At 61.0% G+C, this 15,180-nt stretch carries 12 protein-coding genes; 6 read left to right on the forward strand and 6 right to left on the reverse strand.

The window, feature by feature from the left end:
- Positions 1-42 precede the first annotated feature (42 nt).
- The 3 genes from gltB (at position 43) to hemE (ending at position 7,262) form a co-directional block, all read left to right on the forward strand.
- Positions 43-4,488 (forward strand): glutamate synthase large subunit, encoded by a 4,446-nt coding sequence (gene gltB / locus J2W17_RS17135; RefSeq protein WP_307336383.1) that lies wholly within the window; start codon positions 43-45, stop codon positions 4,486-4,488.
- 33 nt (positions 4,489-4,521) lie between these two features.
- On the forward strand, positions 4,522-5,940 hold the full coding sequence (locus J2W17_RS17140) for an FAD-dependent oxidoreductase (RefSeq protein WP_064675513.1): 1,419 nt from the start codon (positions 4,522-4,524) through the stop codon (positions 5,938-5,940).
- 254 nt (positions 5,941-6,194) lie between these two features.
- A complete protein-coding gene (gene hemE / locus J2W17_RS17145; protein WP_307336388.1) occupies positions 6,195-7,262 on the forward strand; it encodes a uroporphyrinogen decarboxylase in 1,068 nt (355 codons plus the stop codon).
- 180 nt (positions 7,263-7,442) lie between these two features.
- Here hemE and J2W17_RS17150 read toward each other — a convergent pair whose 3' ends face one another.
- Positions 7,443-8,684, reverse strand: coding sequence for an MFS transporter (locus J2W17_RS17150; protein WP_444965462.1), 1,242 nt, complete (start codon positions 8,682-8,684; stop codon positions 7,443-7,445).
- A gap of 151 nt (positions 8,685-8,835) precedes the next feature.
- Here J2W17_RS17150 and J2W17_RS17155 point away from each other — a divergent pair, with 151 nt between their 5' ends.
- From J2W17_RS17155 to J2W17_RS17165, 3 genes are all read left to right on the forward strand, one after another.
- The gene (locus J2W17_RS17155; RefSeq protein ID WP_307336395.1) at positions 8,836-9,738 is read left to right on the forward strand and encodes a LysR family transcriptional regulator; all 903 of its coding nucleotides are present in this window, start codon (positions 8,836-8,838) and stop codon (positions 9,736-9,738) included.
- Between the two features lie 533 nt (positions 9,739-10,271).
- Positions 10,272-10,607, forward strand: coding sequence for a DUF6124 family protein (locus J2W17_RS17160; protein WP_307336397.1), 336 nt, complete (start codon positions 10,272-10,274; stop codon positions 10,605-10,607).
- Positions 10,608-10,613: 6 nt separating this feature from the next.
- Positions 10,614-10,901: an addiction module antidote protein gene (locus tag J2W17_RS17165; RefSeq protein ID WP_307336400.1), complete on the forward strand. Its 288-nt coding sequence runs from the start codon at positions 10,614-10,616 to the stop codon at positions 10,899-10,901.
- 95 nt (positions 10,902-10,996) lie between these two features.
- Here the strand turns inward: J2W17_RS17165 and J2W17_RS17170 are convergent, their stop codons facing one another.
- The 5 genes from J2W17_RS17170 to J2W17_RS17190 are packed head-to-tail and all read right to left on the reverse strand — an operon-like array spanning position 10,997 to position 15,081.
- Complete coding sequence (locus tag J2W17_RS17170) at positions 10,997-12,223, reverse strand: beta-ketoacyl-ACP synthase (protein ID WP_307336403.1); 1,227 nt, start codon at positions 12,221-12,223, stop codon at positions 10,997-10,999.
- On the reverse strand, positions 12,223-12,951 hold the full coding sequence (fabG, locus tag J2W17_RS17175) for a 3-oxoacyl-ACP reductase FabG (RefSeq protein ID WP_307336406.1): 729 nt from the start codon (positions 12,949-12,951) through the stop codon (positions 12,223-12,225). The genes J2W17_RS17170 and fabG overlap by 1 nt, the downstream gene beginning before the upstream one ends.
- Positions 12,948-13,409, reverse strand: coding sequence for a hotdog family protein (locus tag J2W17_RS17180; protein ID WP_307336408.1), 462 nt, complete (start codon positions 13,407-13,409; stop codon positions 12,948-12,950). Before J2W17_RS17180 ends, fabG begins: the two co-directional genes overlap by 4 nt.
- Entirely contained in the window at positions 13,406-14,602 is a 1,197-nt protein-coding gene (locus J2W17_RS17185; RefSeq protein ID WP_307336411.1) for a beta-ketoacyl-[acyl-carrier-protein] synthase family protein, read from the reverse strand. The genes J2W17_RS17180 and J2W17_RS17185 overlap by 4 nt, the downstream gene beginning before the upstream one ends.
- A complete protein-coding gene (locus J2W17_RS17190) occupies positions 14,599-15,081 on the reverse strand; it encodes a hypothetical protein (protein WP_373459988.1) in 483 nt (160 codons plus the stop codon). The genes J2W17_RS17185 and J2W17_RS17190 overlap by 4 nt, the downstream gene beginning before the upstream one ends.
- Positions 15,082-15,180 lie beyond the last annotated feature (99 nt).

Consider the following 15,180-nt stretch of genomic DNA (forward strand, 5'->3'; position numbering starts at 1 on the left):
GAAATTTGCCCTGATAAGGGGCAGCCTGGTGAGAAAGTGTCTATGAAAGCAGGTCTGTACCAACCAGATGAATTCAAGGATAACTGCGGTTTCGGCCTGATAGCCCATATGCAGGGCGAACCCAGTCATACCCTTTTGCAAACGGCCGTAGAGGCCCTGACCTGCATGACCCACCGCGGTGGGATCAACGCCGACGGCAAGACCGGTGACGGTTGCGGTCTGCTGATTCAAAAGCCGGACGTGTTCCTGCGAGCCATCGCCCAGGAAACGTTCGGCGTCGCACTGCCCAAGCAATATGCAGTGGGCATGGTCTTCTTCAACCAGGACCCGGTCAAAGCCGAAGCCGCTCGCGAGAACATGAACCGCGAGATCCTGGCCGAAGGTCTGACCCTGGTCGGCTGGCGCAAAGTGCCGATCGACACCAGCGTCCTCGGCCGCCTGGCCCTTGAGCGCCTGCCGCAGATCGAGCAGGTGTACATCGGCGGCGAAGGCCTGAGCGACCAGGACATGGCGATCAAGCTGTTCAGCGCTCGTCGTCGCTCGTCCGTGGCCAACGCCGCCGACGTCGATCACTACATCTGCAGCTTTTCCCACAAGACCATCATTTACAAAGGCCTGATGATGCCGGCGGATTTGACCGCCTTCTATCCAGACCTCAGCGACGAGCGCCTGCAAACTTCGATTTGCGTGTTCCACCAGCGCTTCTCCACCAACACCCTGCCGAAATGGCCGCTGGCTCAGCCGTTCCGCTTCCTCGCCCACAACGGCGAGATCAACACCATCACCGGCAACCGCAACTGGGCCCAGGCCCGGCGCACCAAGTTCACCAACGATCTGATGGATCTGGAAGAGCTCGGCCCGCTGGTCAACCGCGTAGGTTCCGACTCCTCCAGCATGGACAACATGCTCGAGCTGATGGTCACCGGTGGCATCGACCTGTTCCGCGGCGTGCGCATGATCATTCCGCCTGCGTGGCAGAACGTCGAAACCATGGACCCGGACCTGCGGGCGTTCTACGAATACAACTCGATGCACATGGAACCGTGGGACGGCCCGGCCGGCGTGGTAATGACCGACGGTCGCTACGCGGTGTGCCTGCTCGACCGTAACGGTCTGCGTCCGGCGCGCTGGGTCACCACCAAGAATGGCTTCATCACCCTGGCCTCGGAAATCGGTGTCTGGAACTACCAGCCTGAAGACGTGATCGCCAAGGGGCGCGTCGGCCCGGGCCAGATCTTTGCCGTGGACACCGAAACCGGCCAGATCCTCGACACCGATGCCATCGACAACCGCTTGAAGTCCCGTCACCCGTACAAGCAATGGCTGCGCAAGAATGCCCTGCGCATCCAGGCGACCATGGAAGACAACGACCACGGTTCGGCGTTCTACGACGTCGATCAGCTCAAGCAGTACATGAAGATGTACCAGGTCACGTTCGAAGAGCGCGACCAGGTGCTGCGTCCGCTCGGCGAGCAAGGCTACGAAGCTGTCGGCTCGATGGGCGACGATACGCCGATGGCCGTGCTGTCCCAGCGCGTGCGCACGCCGTACGACTATTTCCGTCAGCAGTTCGCGCAGGTGACCAACCCGCCGATCGACCCGCTGCGCGAAGCGATCGTCATGTCGCTGGAAGTCTGCCTCGGCGCCGAGCGCAATATCTTCCAGGAGTCGCCGGACCATGCCTCGCGCGTGATCCTCAGTTCGCCGGTTATTTCCCCGGCAAAGTGGCGCTCGCTGATGAACCTCGACCGCCCAGGCTTCGAGCGTCAGATCATTGACCTCAACTACGACGAGAGCGTTGGCCTTGAAGCGGCGGTGCGCAATGTCGCCGATCAGGCCGAAGAAGCCGTTCGCGCCGGTCGCACCCAAATTGTGCTGAGTGACCGTCACATCGCCCCGGGCAAGTTGCCGATCCACGCTTCGCTCGCTACCGGTGCGGTGCATCATCGCCTGACTGAAAAAGGCCTGCGTTGCGATTCCAACATTCTGGTCGAGACCGCCACTGCGCGCGATCCGCACCACTTTGCAGTATTGATCGGTTTCGGCGCCTCTGCCGTTTATCCGTTCCTGGCCTACGAAGTGCTGGGCGACCTGATCCGAACCGGTGAAGTGCTGGGCGACCTCTATGAGGTGTTCAAGAACTACCGCAAAGGCATCACCAAAGGTCTGCTCAAGATTCTCTCGAAGATGGGGATTTCGACCATTACTTCGTACCGCGGTGCGCAACTGTTCGAGGCTATCGGCCTGTCCGAAGAAGTCTGCGACCTGAGCTTCCGTGGTGTGCCAAGCCGCATCAAGGGCGCGCGTTTCGTCGACATCGAAGCGGAGCAGAAAGCCCTGGCGGCCGAAGCCTGGAGTCCGCGCAAGCCGATCCAGCAGGGCGGCCTGCTGAAGTTCGTCCACGGTGGCGAATATCACGCCTACAACCCGGACGTGGTCAACACCCTGCAAGCCGCTGTGCAGCAAGGCGACTACGGCAAGTTCAAGGAATACACGGCGCTGGTGGATAACCGCCCGGTGTCGATGATCCGCGACCTGCTCAAGGTCAAGACCCTCGATACGCCGCTGGACATCAGCGAGATCGAACCGCTGGAATCGGTGCTCAAGCGCTTCGACTCCGCCGGCATCTCCCTTGGCGCCCTGTCGCCGGAAGCCCATGAAGCCCTGGCCGAAGCCATGAACCGGCTCGGTGCGCGTTCCAACTCCGGCGAAGGCGGCGAAGACCCGGCGCGCTACGGCACCATCAAGAGCTCGAAAATCAAGCAAGTCGCGACCGGCCGTTTCGGGGTGACCCCGGAATACCTGGTCAACGCTGAAGTGCTGCAGATCAAGGTTGCCCAAGGCGCCAAGCCTGGCGAAGGCGGTCAGCTGCCGGGGGGCAAGGTCAACGGTCTGATCGCCAAACTGCGTTACGCAGTGCCGGGCGTGACCCTGATCTCGCCGCCGCCGCACCACGACATTTATTCGATCGAAGACTTGTCGCAGCTGATTTTCGACCTGAAACAAGTCAACCCGAAGGCCCTGGTCTCGGTGAAGCTGGTTGCAGAAGCAGGCGTCGGCACCATCGCCGCCGGTGTGGCCAAGGCCTACGCGGACTTGATCACCATCTCCGGCTACGACGGCGGTACCGGTGCATCGCCGCTGACTTCGATCAAGTACGCAGGCGCTCCGTGGGAACTCGGCCTGGCCGAAACCCACCAGACCCTGCGCGGCAACGACCTGCGCGGCAAAGTCCGGGTGCAGACCGACGGCGGCCTGAAAACCGGCCTCGACGTAATCAAGGCGGCAATCCTCGGCGCTGAAAGCTTCGGCTTCGGCACCGCGCCAATGATCGCCCTGGGTTGCAAATACCTGCGCATCTGCCACCTGAACAACTGCGCTACCGGCGTCGCGACTCAGAACGAGAAGCTGCGCAAGGATCACTACATCGGTACCGTCGATATGGTGGTGAATTTCTTCACCTACGTCGCCGAAGAAACCCGTGAGTGGCTGGCGAAGCTGGGCGTGCGCTCCCTCGAAGAGCTGATCGGTCGTACCGATCTGCTGGACATCCTCGAGGGCCAGACCGCCAAGCAGAACCACCTGGACCTGACTCCGTTGCTGGGCAGCGATCACATCCCGGCAGACAAGCCTCAGTTCTGCCAGGTCGACCGCAACCCGCCGTTCGACAAAGGCCTGCTGGCCGAAAAAATGGTCGACCTGGCCACGTCGGCCATCAACGACATGAGCGGCGCCGATTTCGCCCTGGATATCTGCAACTGCGACCGTTCCATCGGTGCACGGATCTCCGGTGAAATCGCACGCAAGTACGGCAACCAGGGCATGGCAAGCGCGCCGATCACCTTCCGCTTCAACGGGACGGCCGGTCAGAGCTTCGGTGTGTGGAACGCCGGCGGCCTGAACATGTACCTGGAAGGCGATGCCAACGATTACGTCGGCAAAGGCATGACCGGCGGCAAACTGGTCATCGTTCCGCCCAAGGGCAGCATGTACAAGACTCAGGACAGTGCCATCATCGGCAACACCTGCCTTTACGGCGCCACCGGGGGCAAGCTGTTCGCCGCCGGGACCGCGGGCGAGCGCTTCGCGGTGCGTAACTCCGGTGCTCACACCGTGGTTGAAGGCACTGGCGATCACTGCTGCGAATACATGACCGGTGGTTTCGTCTGCGTCCTGGGCAAGACCGGTTACAACTTCGGCTCAGGCATGACTGGCGGTTTCGCCTACGTGCTCGACCAGGACAACTCCTTCGTTGACCGGGTCAACCACGAACTGGTGGAAATCCAGCGGATCAGCGGTGAGGCGATGGAAGCCTACCGTAGCCACCTGCAACGCGTGCTGAACGAATACGTCGAGGAAACCGACAGCGAGTGGGGTCGTAACCTCGCCGAAAACCTCGATGACTATTTGCGTCGTTTCTGGCTGGTCAAGCCCAAGGCTGCCAACCTGAAATCGTTGCTTTCCAGCACCCGTGCCAACCCGCAGTGATATGCGCCTGAAGAGTTTGATGAGGTTTTAACAATGGCTGAACGTCTGAATAACGACTTCCAGTTCATCGATGTCGGGCGCAAGGATCCGAAGAAGAAACTGTTGCGTCAACGCAAGAAAGAGTTCGTGGAAATCTACGAACCCTTCAAACCCCAGCATTCGGCCGATCAGGCCCACCGCTGCCTGGGTTGCGGTAACCCGTATTGCGAATGGAAGTGCCCTGTGCACAACTTCATTCCGAACTGGCTGAAGCTGGTGGCCGAGGGCAACATCCTCCAGGCCGCCGAACTGTCGCACCAGACCAACACCCTGCCGGAAGTCTGCGGCCGGGTGTGCCCGCAAGATCGTCTGTGCGAAGGTGCCTGCACCCTCAACGACGGTTTCGGCGCGGTGACCATCGGTTCGGTCGAGAAGTACATCACCGACACCGCGTTCGCCATGGGCTGGCGCCCGGACATGTCCAAGGTCAAGCCGACCGGCAAGCGTGTCGCGATCATCGGTGCCGGCCCTGCCGGCCTGGGTTGTGCCGACGTGCTGGTGCGTGGCGGCGTGACCCCGGTGGTGTTTGACAAGAACCCGGAAATCGGTGGTCTGCTGACCTTCGGCATCCCTGAGTTCAAGCTGGAAAAGACCGTACTGAGCAATCGCCGCGAAGTCTTCACCGGCATGGGCATCGAGTTCCGCCTGAACACCGAAGTGGGCAAGGACGTGACCGTCGAGCAACTGCTCGAAGAATACGATGCCGTGTTCATGGGCATGGGCACTTATACCTACATGAAAGGCGGCTTTGCCGGTGAGGATCTGCCGGGCGTGCACGACGCTTTGGATTTCCTGATCGCCAACGTCAACCGCAACCTGGGCTTTGAAAAGTCGCCGGAAGATTTCGTCGACATGAAAGGCAAGAAGGTGGTGGTGCTCGGTGGTGGCGACACGGCGATGGACTGCAACCGTACGTCGATCCGTCAGGGCGCCAAGTCGGTGACCTGTGCCTATCGTCGTGACGAAGCGAACATGCCGGGCTCGCGCAAAGAGGTGAAGAACGCCAAGGAAGAAGGCGTGAAATTCCTCTATAACCGTCAGCCTATCGCGATCGTCGGTGAAGACCGCGTCGAAGGCGTGAAGGTGGTCGAGACCCGTCTCGGCGAACCGGACGCTCGCGGCCGTCGCAGCCCCGAGCCGATCCCGGGCTCCGAAGAGATCATCCCGGCGGACGCCGTGGTCATCGCGTTCGGTTTCCGTCCAAGCCCGGCACCGTGGTTCGAACAGTTCAGCATCCAGACCGACAGCCAGGGCCGCGTCGTGGCGCCGGAGCAAGGTCAATACAAGCACCAGACCAGCAACCCGAAAATCTTCGCCGGTGGCGATATGGTTCGCGGGTCCGACCTGGTGGTGACGGCGATCTTCGAAGGGCGTAATGCCGCGGAAGGGATCCTGGATTACCTGGGCGTCTAAACCCTGATTTCGATTTGAAATGGGATCAAAATGTGGGAGCGAGCTTGCTCGCGATAGCGGTGGATCAGTCGACAGAAGTGTTGAATTTGACGCCGCCATCGCGAGCAAGCTCGCTCCCACAGTTGTTTCGCGGTGTTGCTAAATTCCGCATTCCACCGCGACAAATTGACCCGATAGACAAAAGGCTGACCTGCAACCGTGCCTTTTGCGTCGCGCTCTGAGAAAATGCCCGCACTTTTTTTCCGGATGCCGACATGACTGCCCTGAAGAACGACCGTTTCCTTCGTGCCCTGCTCAAGCAACCCGTGGACGTCACCCCTGTGTGGATGATGCGTCAGGCCGGTCGCTACCTGCCGGAATACCGCGCCAGCCGTGCCAAGGCCGGTGATTTCATGAGCCTGTGCATGAATCCGGAGTTCGCTTGCGAAGTCACGATGCAGCCGCTCGACCGCTATCCGCAACTGGACGCGGCGATCCTGTTCTCCGACATCCTCACCATCCCGGACGCCATGGGCCAGGGCCTGTACTTTGAAACCGGTGAAGGTCCGCGCTTCAAGAAAGTCGTCAGCACCCTGGCGGACATCGAAGCCCTGCCGATCCCGGACCCGCACAAAGACCTCGGCTACGTCATGGACGCGGTCAGCACCATTCGCCGCGAACTGAACGGTCGCGTGCCGCTGATCGGCTTCTCGGGCAGCCCATGGACCTTGGCCACCTACATGGTCGAGGGCGGCTCGTCGAAAGACTACCGCAAGACCAAAACCATGCTCTACGACAACCCGCAAGCCTTGCACCTGCTGCTGGACAAACTCGCGCAGACGGTCACCAGCTACCTCAACGGCCAGATCATGGCCGGCGCACAAGCGGTGCAGATCTTCGACAGCTGGGGCGGCAGCCTCTCGGCGGCGGCGTACCAGGAATTCTCCCTGGCTTACATGCGCAAAATCGTCAGCGGCCTGATCCGCGAACACGAAGGCCGCAAAGTACCCGTCATTATCTTTACCAAGAACGGCGGCCTGTGGCTGGAAAGCATCGCCGACGCCGGCGCTGACGCACTGGGCCTTGACTGGACTTGCGACATCGGCAGCGCCCGTGCTCGCGTCGGCGATAAAGTCGCCCTGCAAGGCAACATGGACCCGACCGTGCTCTACGCCAAGCCTGAAGCCATTCGCACCGAAGTCGGCCGCATCCTCTCCAGCTACGGCAAGGGCAGCGGCCATGTGTTCAACCTCGGCCATGGCATCACCCCCGAAGTCGATCCGGAACACGCCGGTGCGTTCTTGCGTGCAGTGCATGAGTTGTCGGCGCAGTATCACGAGTGATCGTGACCCGATAAAAAACGCCCGGCATTCGCCGGGCGTTTTGCATGAGGTATCAAGTAAAATCTCGATCAATGTGGGAGCGGGCTTGCTCGCGAATGCGGCTGAACATTCACATTGATGTCGACTGACCCACCGCTTTCGCGAGCAAGCCCGCTCCCACAGGGGGAAGTATCTACAGCTTCAGGCTTTTACATCGCCTAATGGCGGCAACTTCGCCAGCTTCAAAGCGATCAGCAATGCCACCACCAGCAGCGCTCCGATAAACAGCCCGATCCCGTTCCACCCGCCCAGATGCCAGAACACCCCACCTGCCGTGCCGGCAATGCTCGAGCCGGCGTAATAGCTGAACAGGTACAGCGATGACGCTTGCCCCTTGGCCTTGAGCGCACGGCGGCCGATCCAGCTGCTGGCCACCGAATGGGCGCCGAAGAAGCCGAAGGTGAAAATCAGCATGCCGACGATCACCATCGGTAACGGCGTGAACAGGGTCAGGGCGAGGCCGGCAATCATCAGCACGATGGTGGCCCAGAGCATTTTGCGCCGACCGAGTCTGTCAGCCAGGGCGCCGACTTTTGCCGAGCTGTAGATGCCCGACAGGTACACCACCGAGAGCAGCCCGACAAAGGCCTGATCCATGTGATACGGCTCGGCCAGCAGGCGATAACCGATGTAGTTGAACAGGGTGACGAACGCGCCCATCAACACAAAGGCTTCGAGGAACAACAGCGGCAGGCCGGCATCGCGAAAGTGCAGGGTGAAGCCGTCCAGCAGGCTGCGCGGGTGCAATGAGCGAGGGCGGAAGTTGCGCGACTCGGGGAGAATCTTCCAGAACACCGCCGCCGCGATCAGCGCCAGGCCGCCGATCACCAGCATCGCCGCGTGCCAGCTGATGAAGTCGATCAACACCCCGGTAATCAAGCGTCCGCTCATCCCGCCGATCGCGTTGCCGGCGATGTACAGGCCCATGGCCAGGCCAAGGTGCTGCGGGTGGATCTCTTCGCTCAAGTACGTCATGGCCACCGCGGCCAGCCCGCTCAATGACAACCCGATCAGCGCACGCATGAGCAACACGCCGTGCCAGCTCGGCATCATGGAGCTGGCGATGGTGCACAGCGCCGCCGCGAACAACGCCGCAACCATGACCGGTTTACGCCCCACACGGTCAGAGAGGGGGCCGGTGATCAACAAGCCGATGGCGAGCATGCCAGTGGCCACCGACAGAATCAGGCTGCTCTGGGCCGCGTTGATGGCGTACTCGTGGGACAGCAGCGGCATCATCGGTTGCACACAGTACAGCAGGGCGAAGGTCGCGAAGCCGGCGGAGAATAACGCCAGCACCGTGCGCATGAACAGCGGCGTGGCTTTTTCGATGTAAATGTCATTCACCTGCGCGACGACGTCGACTTGCACGGCGGGCGGAATGTCATGGGCGAGTGGAGCGACAGCAGTTTTCACTTCAGACCTCGGAGGGCGCAGCCGATCAGGCAATGGAAAAAGCATATAGCTGCCTAATGATTCAATCCAATATATTGTTCGACCTGTTTGAGAGGTTTTACGACCTAATGGAGCTTTCATGGAACTGCGTCATCTGCGCTACTTCATCGCCGTTGCCGAAGAACTGCATTTCGGCCGCGCTGCACAGGTGTTGGGCATCTCCCAGCCGCCGCTGAGTCAGCAGATCCAGGCGCTGGAACAGGAAGTGGGCGCACGGCTGTTCGAACGTACCAATCGTCGGGTCGAGCTGAGTGAGGCCGGTCGCTTGTTTCTGGAAGAGGCGCGATTGGTGTTGGCGCAGGTCGATAAAGCGGCGGATGTGGCTCGGCGGGCACAGTTGGGTGAGTTGGGCGAACTGAAGATCGGCTTCACCTCGTCCGCCCCATTCAACTCGACGATCCCTCAGGCGATTTTTTCGTTTCGCCAGCGCTTCCCTGCCGTGCATTTGAACCTGCGGGAAATGAGCAGCACCCAGGTGGCCGACGCACTGCTGGACGATTCGATCGAGGTCGGCATCATGCGCCCGCTCGGGCTGCCGGACTCACTCAGCGTGGTGGAGCTGATGCGCGAACCTCTGGTGGCGGTCCTCAGTTCCAAGCATCCGCTGGTGGCCGGTAACGAAGAAGGATTATTCCTCTCGGCCCTGGCTCACGAACCCTTCGTATTTTTCCCGCGCAGCTACGGCAGCGGCCTGTACGCACAATTGCTCAGCCTGGCCCGGGATGCCGGCTTCAACCCGCACTTTGCGCAAGAGGCGGGGGAGGCGATGACCATCATCGGTTTGGTCGCGGCGGGATTGGGGGTATCGGTGCTGCCGGCGTCTTATCAACGGATGCGCATTGATGGTGTGGTCTATCGGCCGTTGCTGGATCCAGCGGCGGTGTCGGCGGTGTGGCTGGTACAGCGCAAGGATCAGAAGTCGCCGATGGCGAAGGCGTTTATCGAGCTGCTGACGAGCAAGGTAGAGCCGCTGAGGCCGTGACTGCTGCGTCCGAACGCGGCCCGAGTCAATCGCGGGCAAGCCCGCTCCCACAGGTCCAGCGGTGTGAACCCGATTTTCGCCCCACTGCCGAACCCTGTGGGAGCGGGCTTGCCCGCGAAGGCGCCAGCAAGAACACCAAAAAAGGGGCAGTTGTCCAAGACGATGGAGTATTCACCCTATCAGAAGATATACCGCTTGCTGTAGGACGTCTCCGAAGTAATCCGGAGAGGCTACAGCGCCTTGCGGTGTTGCCTACAACTAATCCAGAATCCGCCGGCTTGTGCGCCTTGGGACCCGCCGGTAACTTGATTCGCGTCACTGATTCCCAGTGATCGGGTTTAGTAGCCCGGTGTTTTCCAGGGCGTATAGCGCATCAGACAGTCAGGTACCCCATCCCTGCACTTTATGGTGGCTGTGCGTAGGGCGCTCTCGGGCGCGCCGGCTTCCTGGATTCCCGGTCTACTAACCTGCGTACAGCTACCACCTCTTGTTTAGTAGCTTGATGGTGGTCGCCCTGACTTTGGTATCCAGGAATGCTCAAATCGACTACAAGTTCACCGGACACTGATCCGTCCGCTTTATCCGAATCTACCGATTCAGAAGCGCGCGACGAAGCCGCCGATAGAGCGGCGCCCACTAACCAAACACAACGCACACCCAGCGAAATCTTCCTCATCGCCCCCGGTATCGACAATCTAACCCTGCTGGAATACGCCTGCGAATCCCTGGCATCAGCGAATGTCATGGCGAGTGACTTCGCGAGGTATCTGCAAGGATCGCAATGCAACACACTGCTGGGGATTCAGCAGTCGATCATGTTGGGAGAGCTGGCGGTGAATCGGGTGCTGGATAACCTTGATCCACGCTAATAGGCCATGACCGAACAGTTCACTCGCTGGGACTCTGCCGAATACCTCAAGACCGAAGAGGACATGGCTAATTATCTGGACGCTTGCATGGAAGAGGCGGGAGATGATCTCGCGTTCATCGCCAAGGCTCTCGGGACCATTGCACGTGCACGCGGCATGACTCAGGTCGCTAGGGGTGCAGGGCTTTCTCGGGAAAGTATCTACCGCGCCTTGTCAGGTGAGGGGAATCCTGATTTCGGCACCATTCTGAAAGTCATCAAGGCGTTAGGATTGAAATTACACGCCAGTACCTGACTTGCCGAAATAAAAATGGCAAACGGAAGTTGTGAAGGGGCGCCGAAAGGCGCCCTTTGTCGTTCTGGTGGTACTGGAAACGTTGAACCACCCGGCTACGCCCACCGCCGAAAGATCAACGACGTATTAACCCCGCCAAACGCAAAATTATTGTTCATCACATACTGATTGCTCATCTGCCGAAACTCGCCGCGCAGGTAATCGAGCTTGCCGCAGTTCGGGTCGACCTCATCCAGGTTGAAGGTGTGGACGTACAGGTCGCGGTTGAGCATTTCGATGCTGAACCAGGACTCCAGCGCACCGCAGGCGCCCAGGGTGTGGCCGAGGAAGCTCTTTTGCGAGCTGATCGGCATGTGTTCGCCGAACAGGCTGCTGGTGGCCAGTGTTTCAGCGATGTCGCCTTGTTCGGTTGCCGTGCCATGACCATTCACGTAGCCAATGTCCGAAGGCTGCAGCCCGGCGTCTTCCAGGGCCAGTTCCATGGCCCGGCGCATGGTGGACTGCTCTGGTCGGGTGGCGTGTTGGCCATCGGCATTGCTGCCAAAACCGACGAGTTCGGCATGGATATGCGCGCCGCGAGCCAGGGCATGCTCCAGTTCTTCGAGCACCAGCATGCCAGCGCCTTCACCAATCACCAGGCCGTCGCGTCCGGTGTCATAGGGGCGCGGGCTGGTTTGCGGGGCATCGTTTTTCAGGCTGGTGGCGTAGAGCGCATCGAATACCATGGCTTCGGTGGGGCAGAGCTCTTCGGCACCGCCGGCGAGCATCAGTGGCAGGCGCCCGAATTTGACCGACTCGTAGGCGTAACCGATGCCCTGGCTGCCGCTGGTGCAGGCGCTGGAGGTGGGGATCAGGCGTCCGGTGAGGCCGAAGAAGATGCTGATGTTCGCCGCGGTGGTGTGCGGCATCATGCGCACGTAGGAGTTGGCGTTCAGGCCTTCGGCCACCGAATTGAGCAGCATGTTGCCGAAGGCCTTGATCTCGTCGGTGCTGCCGGTGGACGAGCCACAGGCCACGCCCATGCGCCCGTCCTTGATCAACGCGTTACCCAGCAATCCGGCATCGGCCAACGCTTGCTCGGCAGCACTCACAGCCAGCCGCGAGACGCGGCCCATGCTGCGCAATTGCTTGCGGGTCCAGTGGCTCGGTACCTTGAAGTCATCGATCGGCCCGGCCAGGCGCGTGTTGAGTTCGGTGAAACGATCCCACTCGTCCATCCGGCGGATACCGCTGCGGTTGGCCGCGAAGTTACCGGCGATGGTCGCCCAATCGCTGCCCAATGACGTGATGCCGGCCATGCCGGTGACGACGACGCGTTTCATCAGCACAGGCCTCCATTGACGGCCAGTACTTGCCGGGTGATGTACGAGGCTTCCGCCGACATCAGGAAATTCACCGCGCCAGCCACTTCTTCAGGCGTGCCCATGCGTTGTGCGGGGATCATTTTCATCAGTTCTTCCACCGGCACGTTTTCGTCGAGCATCGCGGTGTCGATCAGGCCGGGTGCGACACAGTTGACGGTGATTTTGCGCTTGCCGAGTTCGATCGCCAATGCCTTCGCCGCGCCGATCAAACCGGCCTTGGAGGCGCTGTAGTTGACCTGGCCACGGTTACCGATCAACCCGGACACCGAGGTTATACAGACAATGCGCCCGGCGGCGCGACGACGAATCATCGGCATCATTACCGGGTGCAGCACGTTGTAGAAACCATCGAGGTTGGTGCGCATCACCACATCCCAATCATCCTCGCTCAGGGCCGGAAAAGCACCGTCGCGGGTCAGGCCGGCGTTCAGCACCACGCCGTAATAGGCGCCGTGGGTTTCCACGTCGGCCTCGAGAACGGCTTTGCAACCGGCGCGGTCGGACACGTCGAATTGCAGGATGCGCGCAGCGCGTCCCAGTGCCTCGACCTCGGCTTTCACGGCGACGGCGTCAGTCAGGCCGCTGCGACAATGCAGCACGATGTCATGCCCGGCCTGAGCCAGGCGCAAGGCGATGGCGCGGCCGATGCCACGGCTGGAGCCGGTGACCAGTATGGATTCAGTCATGACTGGACTCCTTGGGATTCATGAAGGTATTGGGCGGCCTGAGGCGGGCGGAACACGTTCAGACGGGCGGTGGCGTGTATGCCGGGAGCATTGATGTGGCATTCGAACACGCCCATGCCGTTGTCGTCCTCCAGAGAGCGCAGCCCATGGATGGTCAGCTCGGTGCCGGCGGGAAAATGTTCGACGTTGCACTCGAATTTACGCGTACCCAGCAGGAACCCCAGCGCTACCGCATCACCGCGCTGGCGCGCATGGCAGCCGGCATAGGCGGCAACGCTCTGGGCCATCAGTTCGATACCGACCCACGCCGGCAGGCTGCCGTCGGCACGGCTGAACAGGCCATCGGGCCTGACGGTGAGGCGAGTGTGAATCTGCTCGTCATCGAACGACAAGATCTGTTCGATCAGGATCATGTCGCCAGCATGGGGCAGCAGTTCGGCGAGCGGCCAGTCAATCATGGGGCGTCTCCGATAATCAGGCTGACGTTATTGCCACCGAAGGCAAAGGAGTTGCTCATCAGGTAGCGAGGTGCAATGGACGTCAGGCGATCGGCCGGGGTCACCCACTTCAAGGCCGGCAGTTCGGGGTCAGGCTGGCCGTCCCAGATATGCGGCGGCAGGGCGTGCTCGCGGTTCTGCGTGCTCAGGCTCAGCCAGCAGAACGCCGCTTCCAGTGCGCCGGCAGCGCCCAGGGTGTGACCGGTCATCGGTTTGGTCGAGGAGCAGGGCACTCCATGGGGGAACAACGCCGTCACCGCCAGGCTTTCCATGGCGTCGTTGTGTTGGGTGGCGGTGCCGTGCAGGTTCAGGTAGTCGATCTGCCCGGGTTGCAGGTTGGCGCGGCTCAAGGCCTTGCGCATGGCTTGCAAGGCACCGCGACCGGTCGGCTCCGGCGCGGAGATATGATGCGCGTCGGAGCTGGCGCCGCTGCCCAGCAGGGCAATCGGCGGGTTGTCGCCTGCATTTTTTGTCATCAGAAACAGCACCGCCGCTTCGCCGATGTTGATGCCGTTACGGTTGACCGAGAACGGATTACAACGCTGTTCAGAGACCGCTTCCAGTGCCGAGAAGCCGTTGAGGGTCAGCTTGCACAACGTGTCGACACCGCCGCACAACACTGCATCGCAAAAGCCCAGGTCCAACAGGCGCTGGGCACTCATCAGCGCCCGGGCGCTGGAGGTGCAGGCGGTGGAAATCACATAGGCCGGGCCGCTCAATTGCAGCCAGTCGGCGAGGAAGTTCGCTGGTGCGCCGAGTTCCTGCTGCTGATAGTCGTAATTGGCCGGGAACTCATGCTCACGAATGTAATGCGCCAGGCCCTGGCTGGCTTCATCGATGCCTGACGTGCTGGTGCCCAGAACGACACCGATACGGTCGCGGCCGCAGGTCTGGATTGCCTGGTCGATGTCTTCGCGGATTTGCAGCGCGGCTTGCATCAGCAATTGATTATTGCGACTGCTTTGCTCGGACAGCTCAGGTGGAATCGGCGGCAATTCAACCTGTACAGCCGCCACTGGCAACGAGCGCTCCGCCACCCAGCCTGCTGTGGTGCGCATGCCAGAGCAGTCACCGGCAAACAGGTTGCGGGCGACTTCGGGCTTGTCGCGGCCCAGGGCACAGATCACCCCGAGGGCGTTCAGATAAGCGGTCATGGCGCGTCCCCGTTCAGGGGCGTGACTTGATAACTCGGGCCTTTGGGCAGGTTCAATTCAAAGCTCATCGGTTGTGAATAACGGACATCCCAGCGCGAGGGCAGGGATCGTTGCGAACCATGTTGCCAGGCAGAAGGGTAGTTGCCCGAGAGTTCTTCCTTGGGCGTCAGCGCAAACAGCAGGGCGGCGAACAGTTCCCGCGCTTGCGGATTGGGCGGCAGCAGACCGTCGGACTGCCACTCGCCGTCGACCAGTTTCTGCCGCGCCTGCGGAATGCCTAGCAAGTCCATCATCGACCAGCGAATGCCAGGGTCTTCGCGCTGGATCACCAGCACCCAGTCCTGACGTTGGCCGGCCTCGAGTCGCTGGATGTGCAATTGCAGCGGCAGCGCCAGGTTCGGGGTTTGCTCGGGCAGTGGCGCCCGGCTGGCGCAGGCGCTCAGGAGCAGGACTGCGCCGAGTAGCAACAATTGCATCAACATCGCACACTTTGTAAAAGCGAGCCTGCTCGCGAATGCGTCGGCACATCCAACACTTCTATTGACTGACGCACCGCTTTCGCGAGCAGGCTCGCTCCC

The organism is Pseudomonas lini (assembly GCF_030812475.1).
Lineage (GTDB): Bacteria > Pseudomonadota > Gammaproteobacteria > Pseudomonadales > Pseudomonadaceae > Aquipseudomonas > Aquipseudomonas lini_A.

Coding starts and splice junctions, on each gene's coding strand:
- fabG (WP_307336406.1), bottom strand. CDS start 12,951: ATGACTGAATCCATACTGGTCACCGGCTCCAGCCGTGGCATCGGCCGC.
- J2W17_RS17165 (WP_307336400.1), top strand. CDS start 10,614: ATGACCGAACAGTTCACTCGCTGGGACTCTGCCGAATACCTCAAGACC.
- J2W17_RS17155 (WP_307336395.1), top strand. CDS start 8,836: ATGGAACTGCGTCATCTGCGCTACTTCATCGCCGTTGCCGAAGAACTG.
- J2W17_RS17170 (WP_307336403.1), bottom strand. CDS start 12,223: ATGAAACGCGTCGTCGTCACCGGCATGGCCGGCATCACGTCATTGGGC.
- J2W17_RS17160 (WP_307336397.1), top strand. CDS start 10,272: ATGCTCAAATCGACTACAAGTTCACCGGACACTGATCCGTCCGCTTTA.
- gltB (WP_307336383.1), top strand. CDS start 43: ATGAAAGCAGGTCTGTACCAACCAGATGAATTCAAGGATAACTGCGGT.
- J2W17_RS17180 (WP_307336408.1), bottom strand. CDS start 13,409: ATGATTGACTGGCCGCTCGCCGAACTGCTGCCCCATGCTGGCGACATG.
- hemE (WP_307336388.1), top strand. CDS start 6,195: ATGACTGCCCTGAAGAACGACCGTTTCCTTCGTGCCCTGCTCAAGCAA.
- J2W17_RS17140 (WP_064675513.1), top strand. CDS start 4,522: ATGGCTGAACGTCTGAATAACGACTTCCAGTTCATCGATGTCGGGCGC.
- J2W17_RS17185 (WP_307336411.1), bottom strand. CDS start 14,602: ATGACCGCTTATCTGAACGCCCTCGGGGTGATCTGTGCCCTGGGCCGC.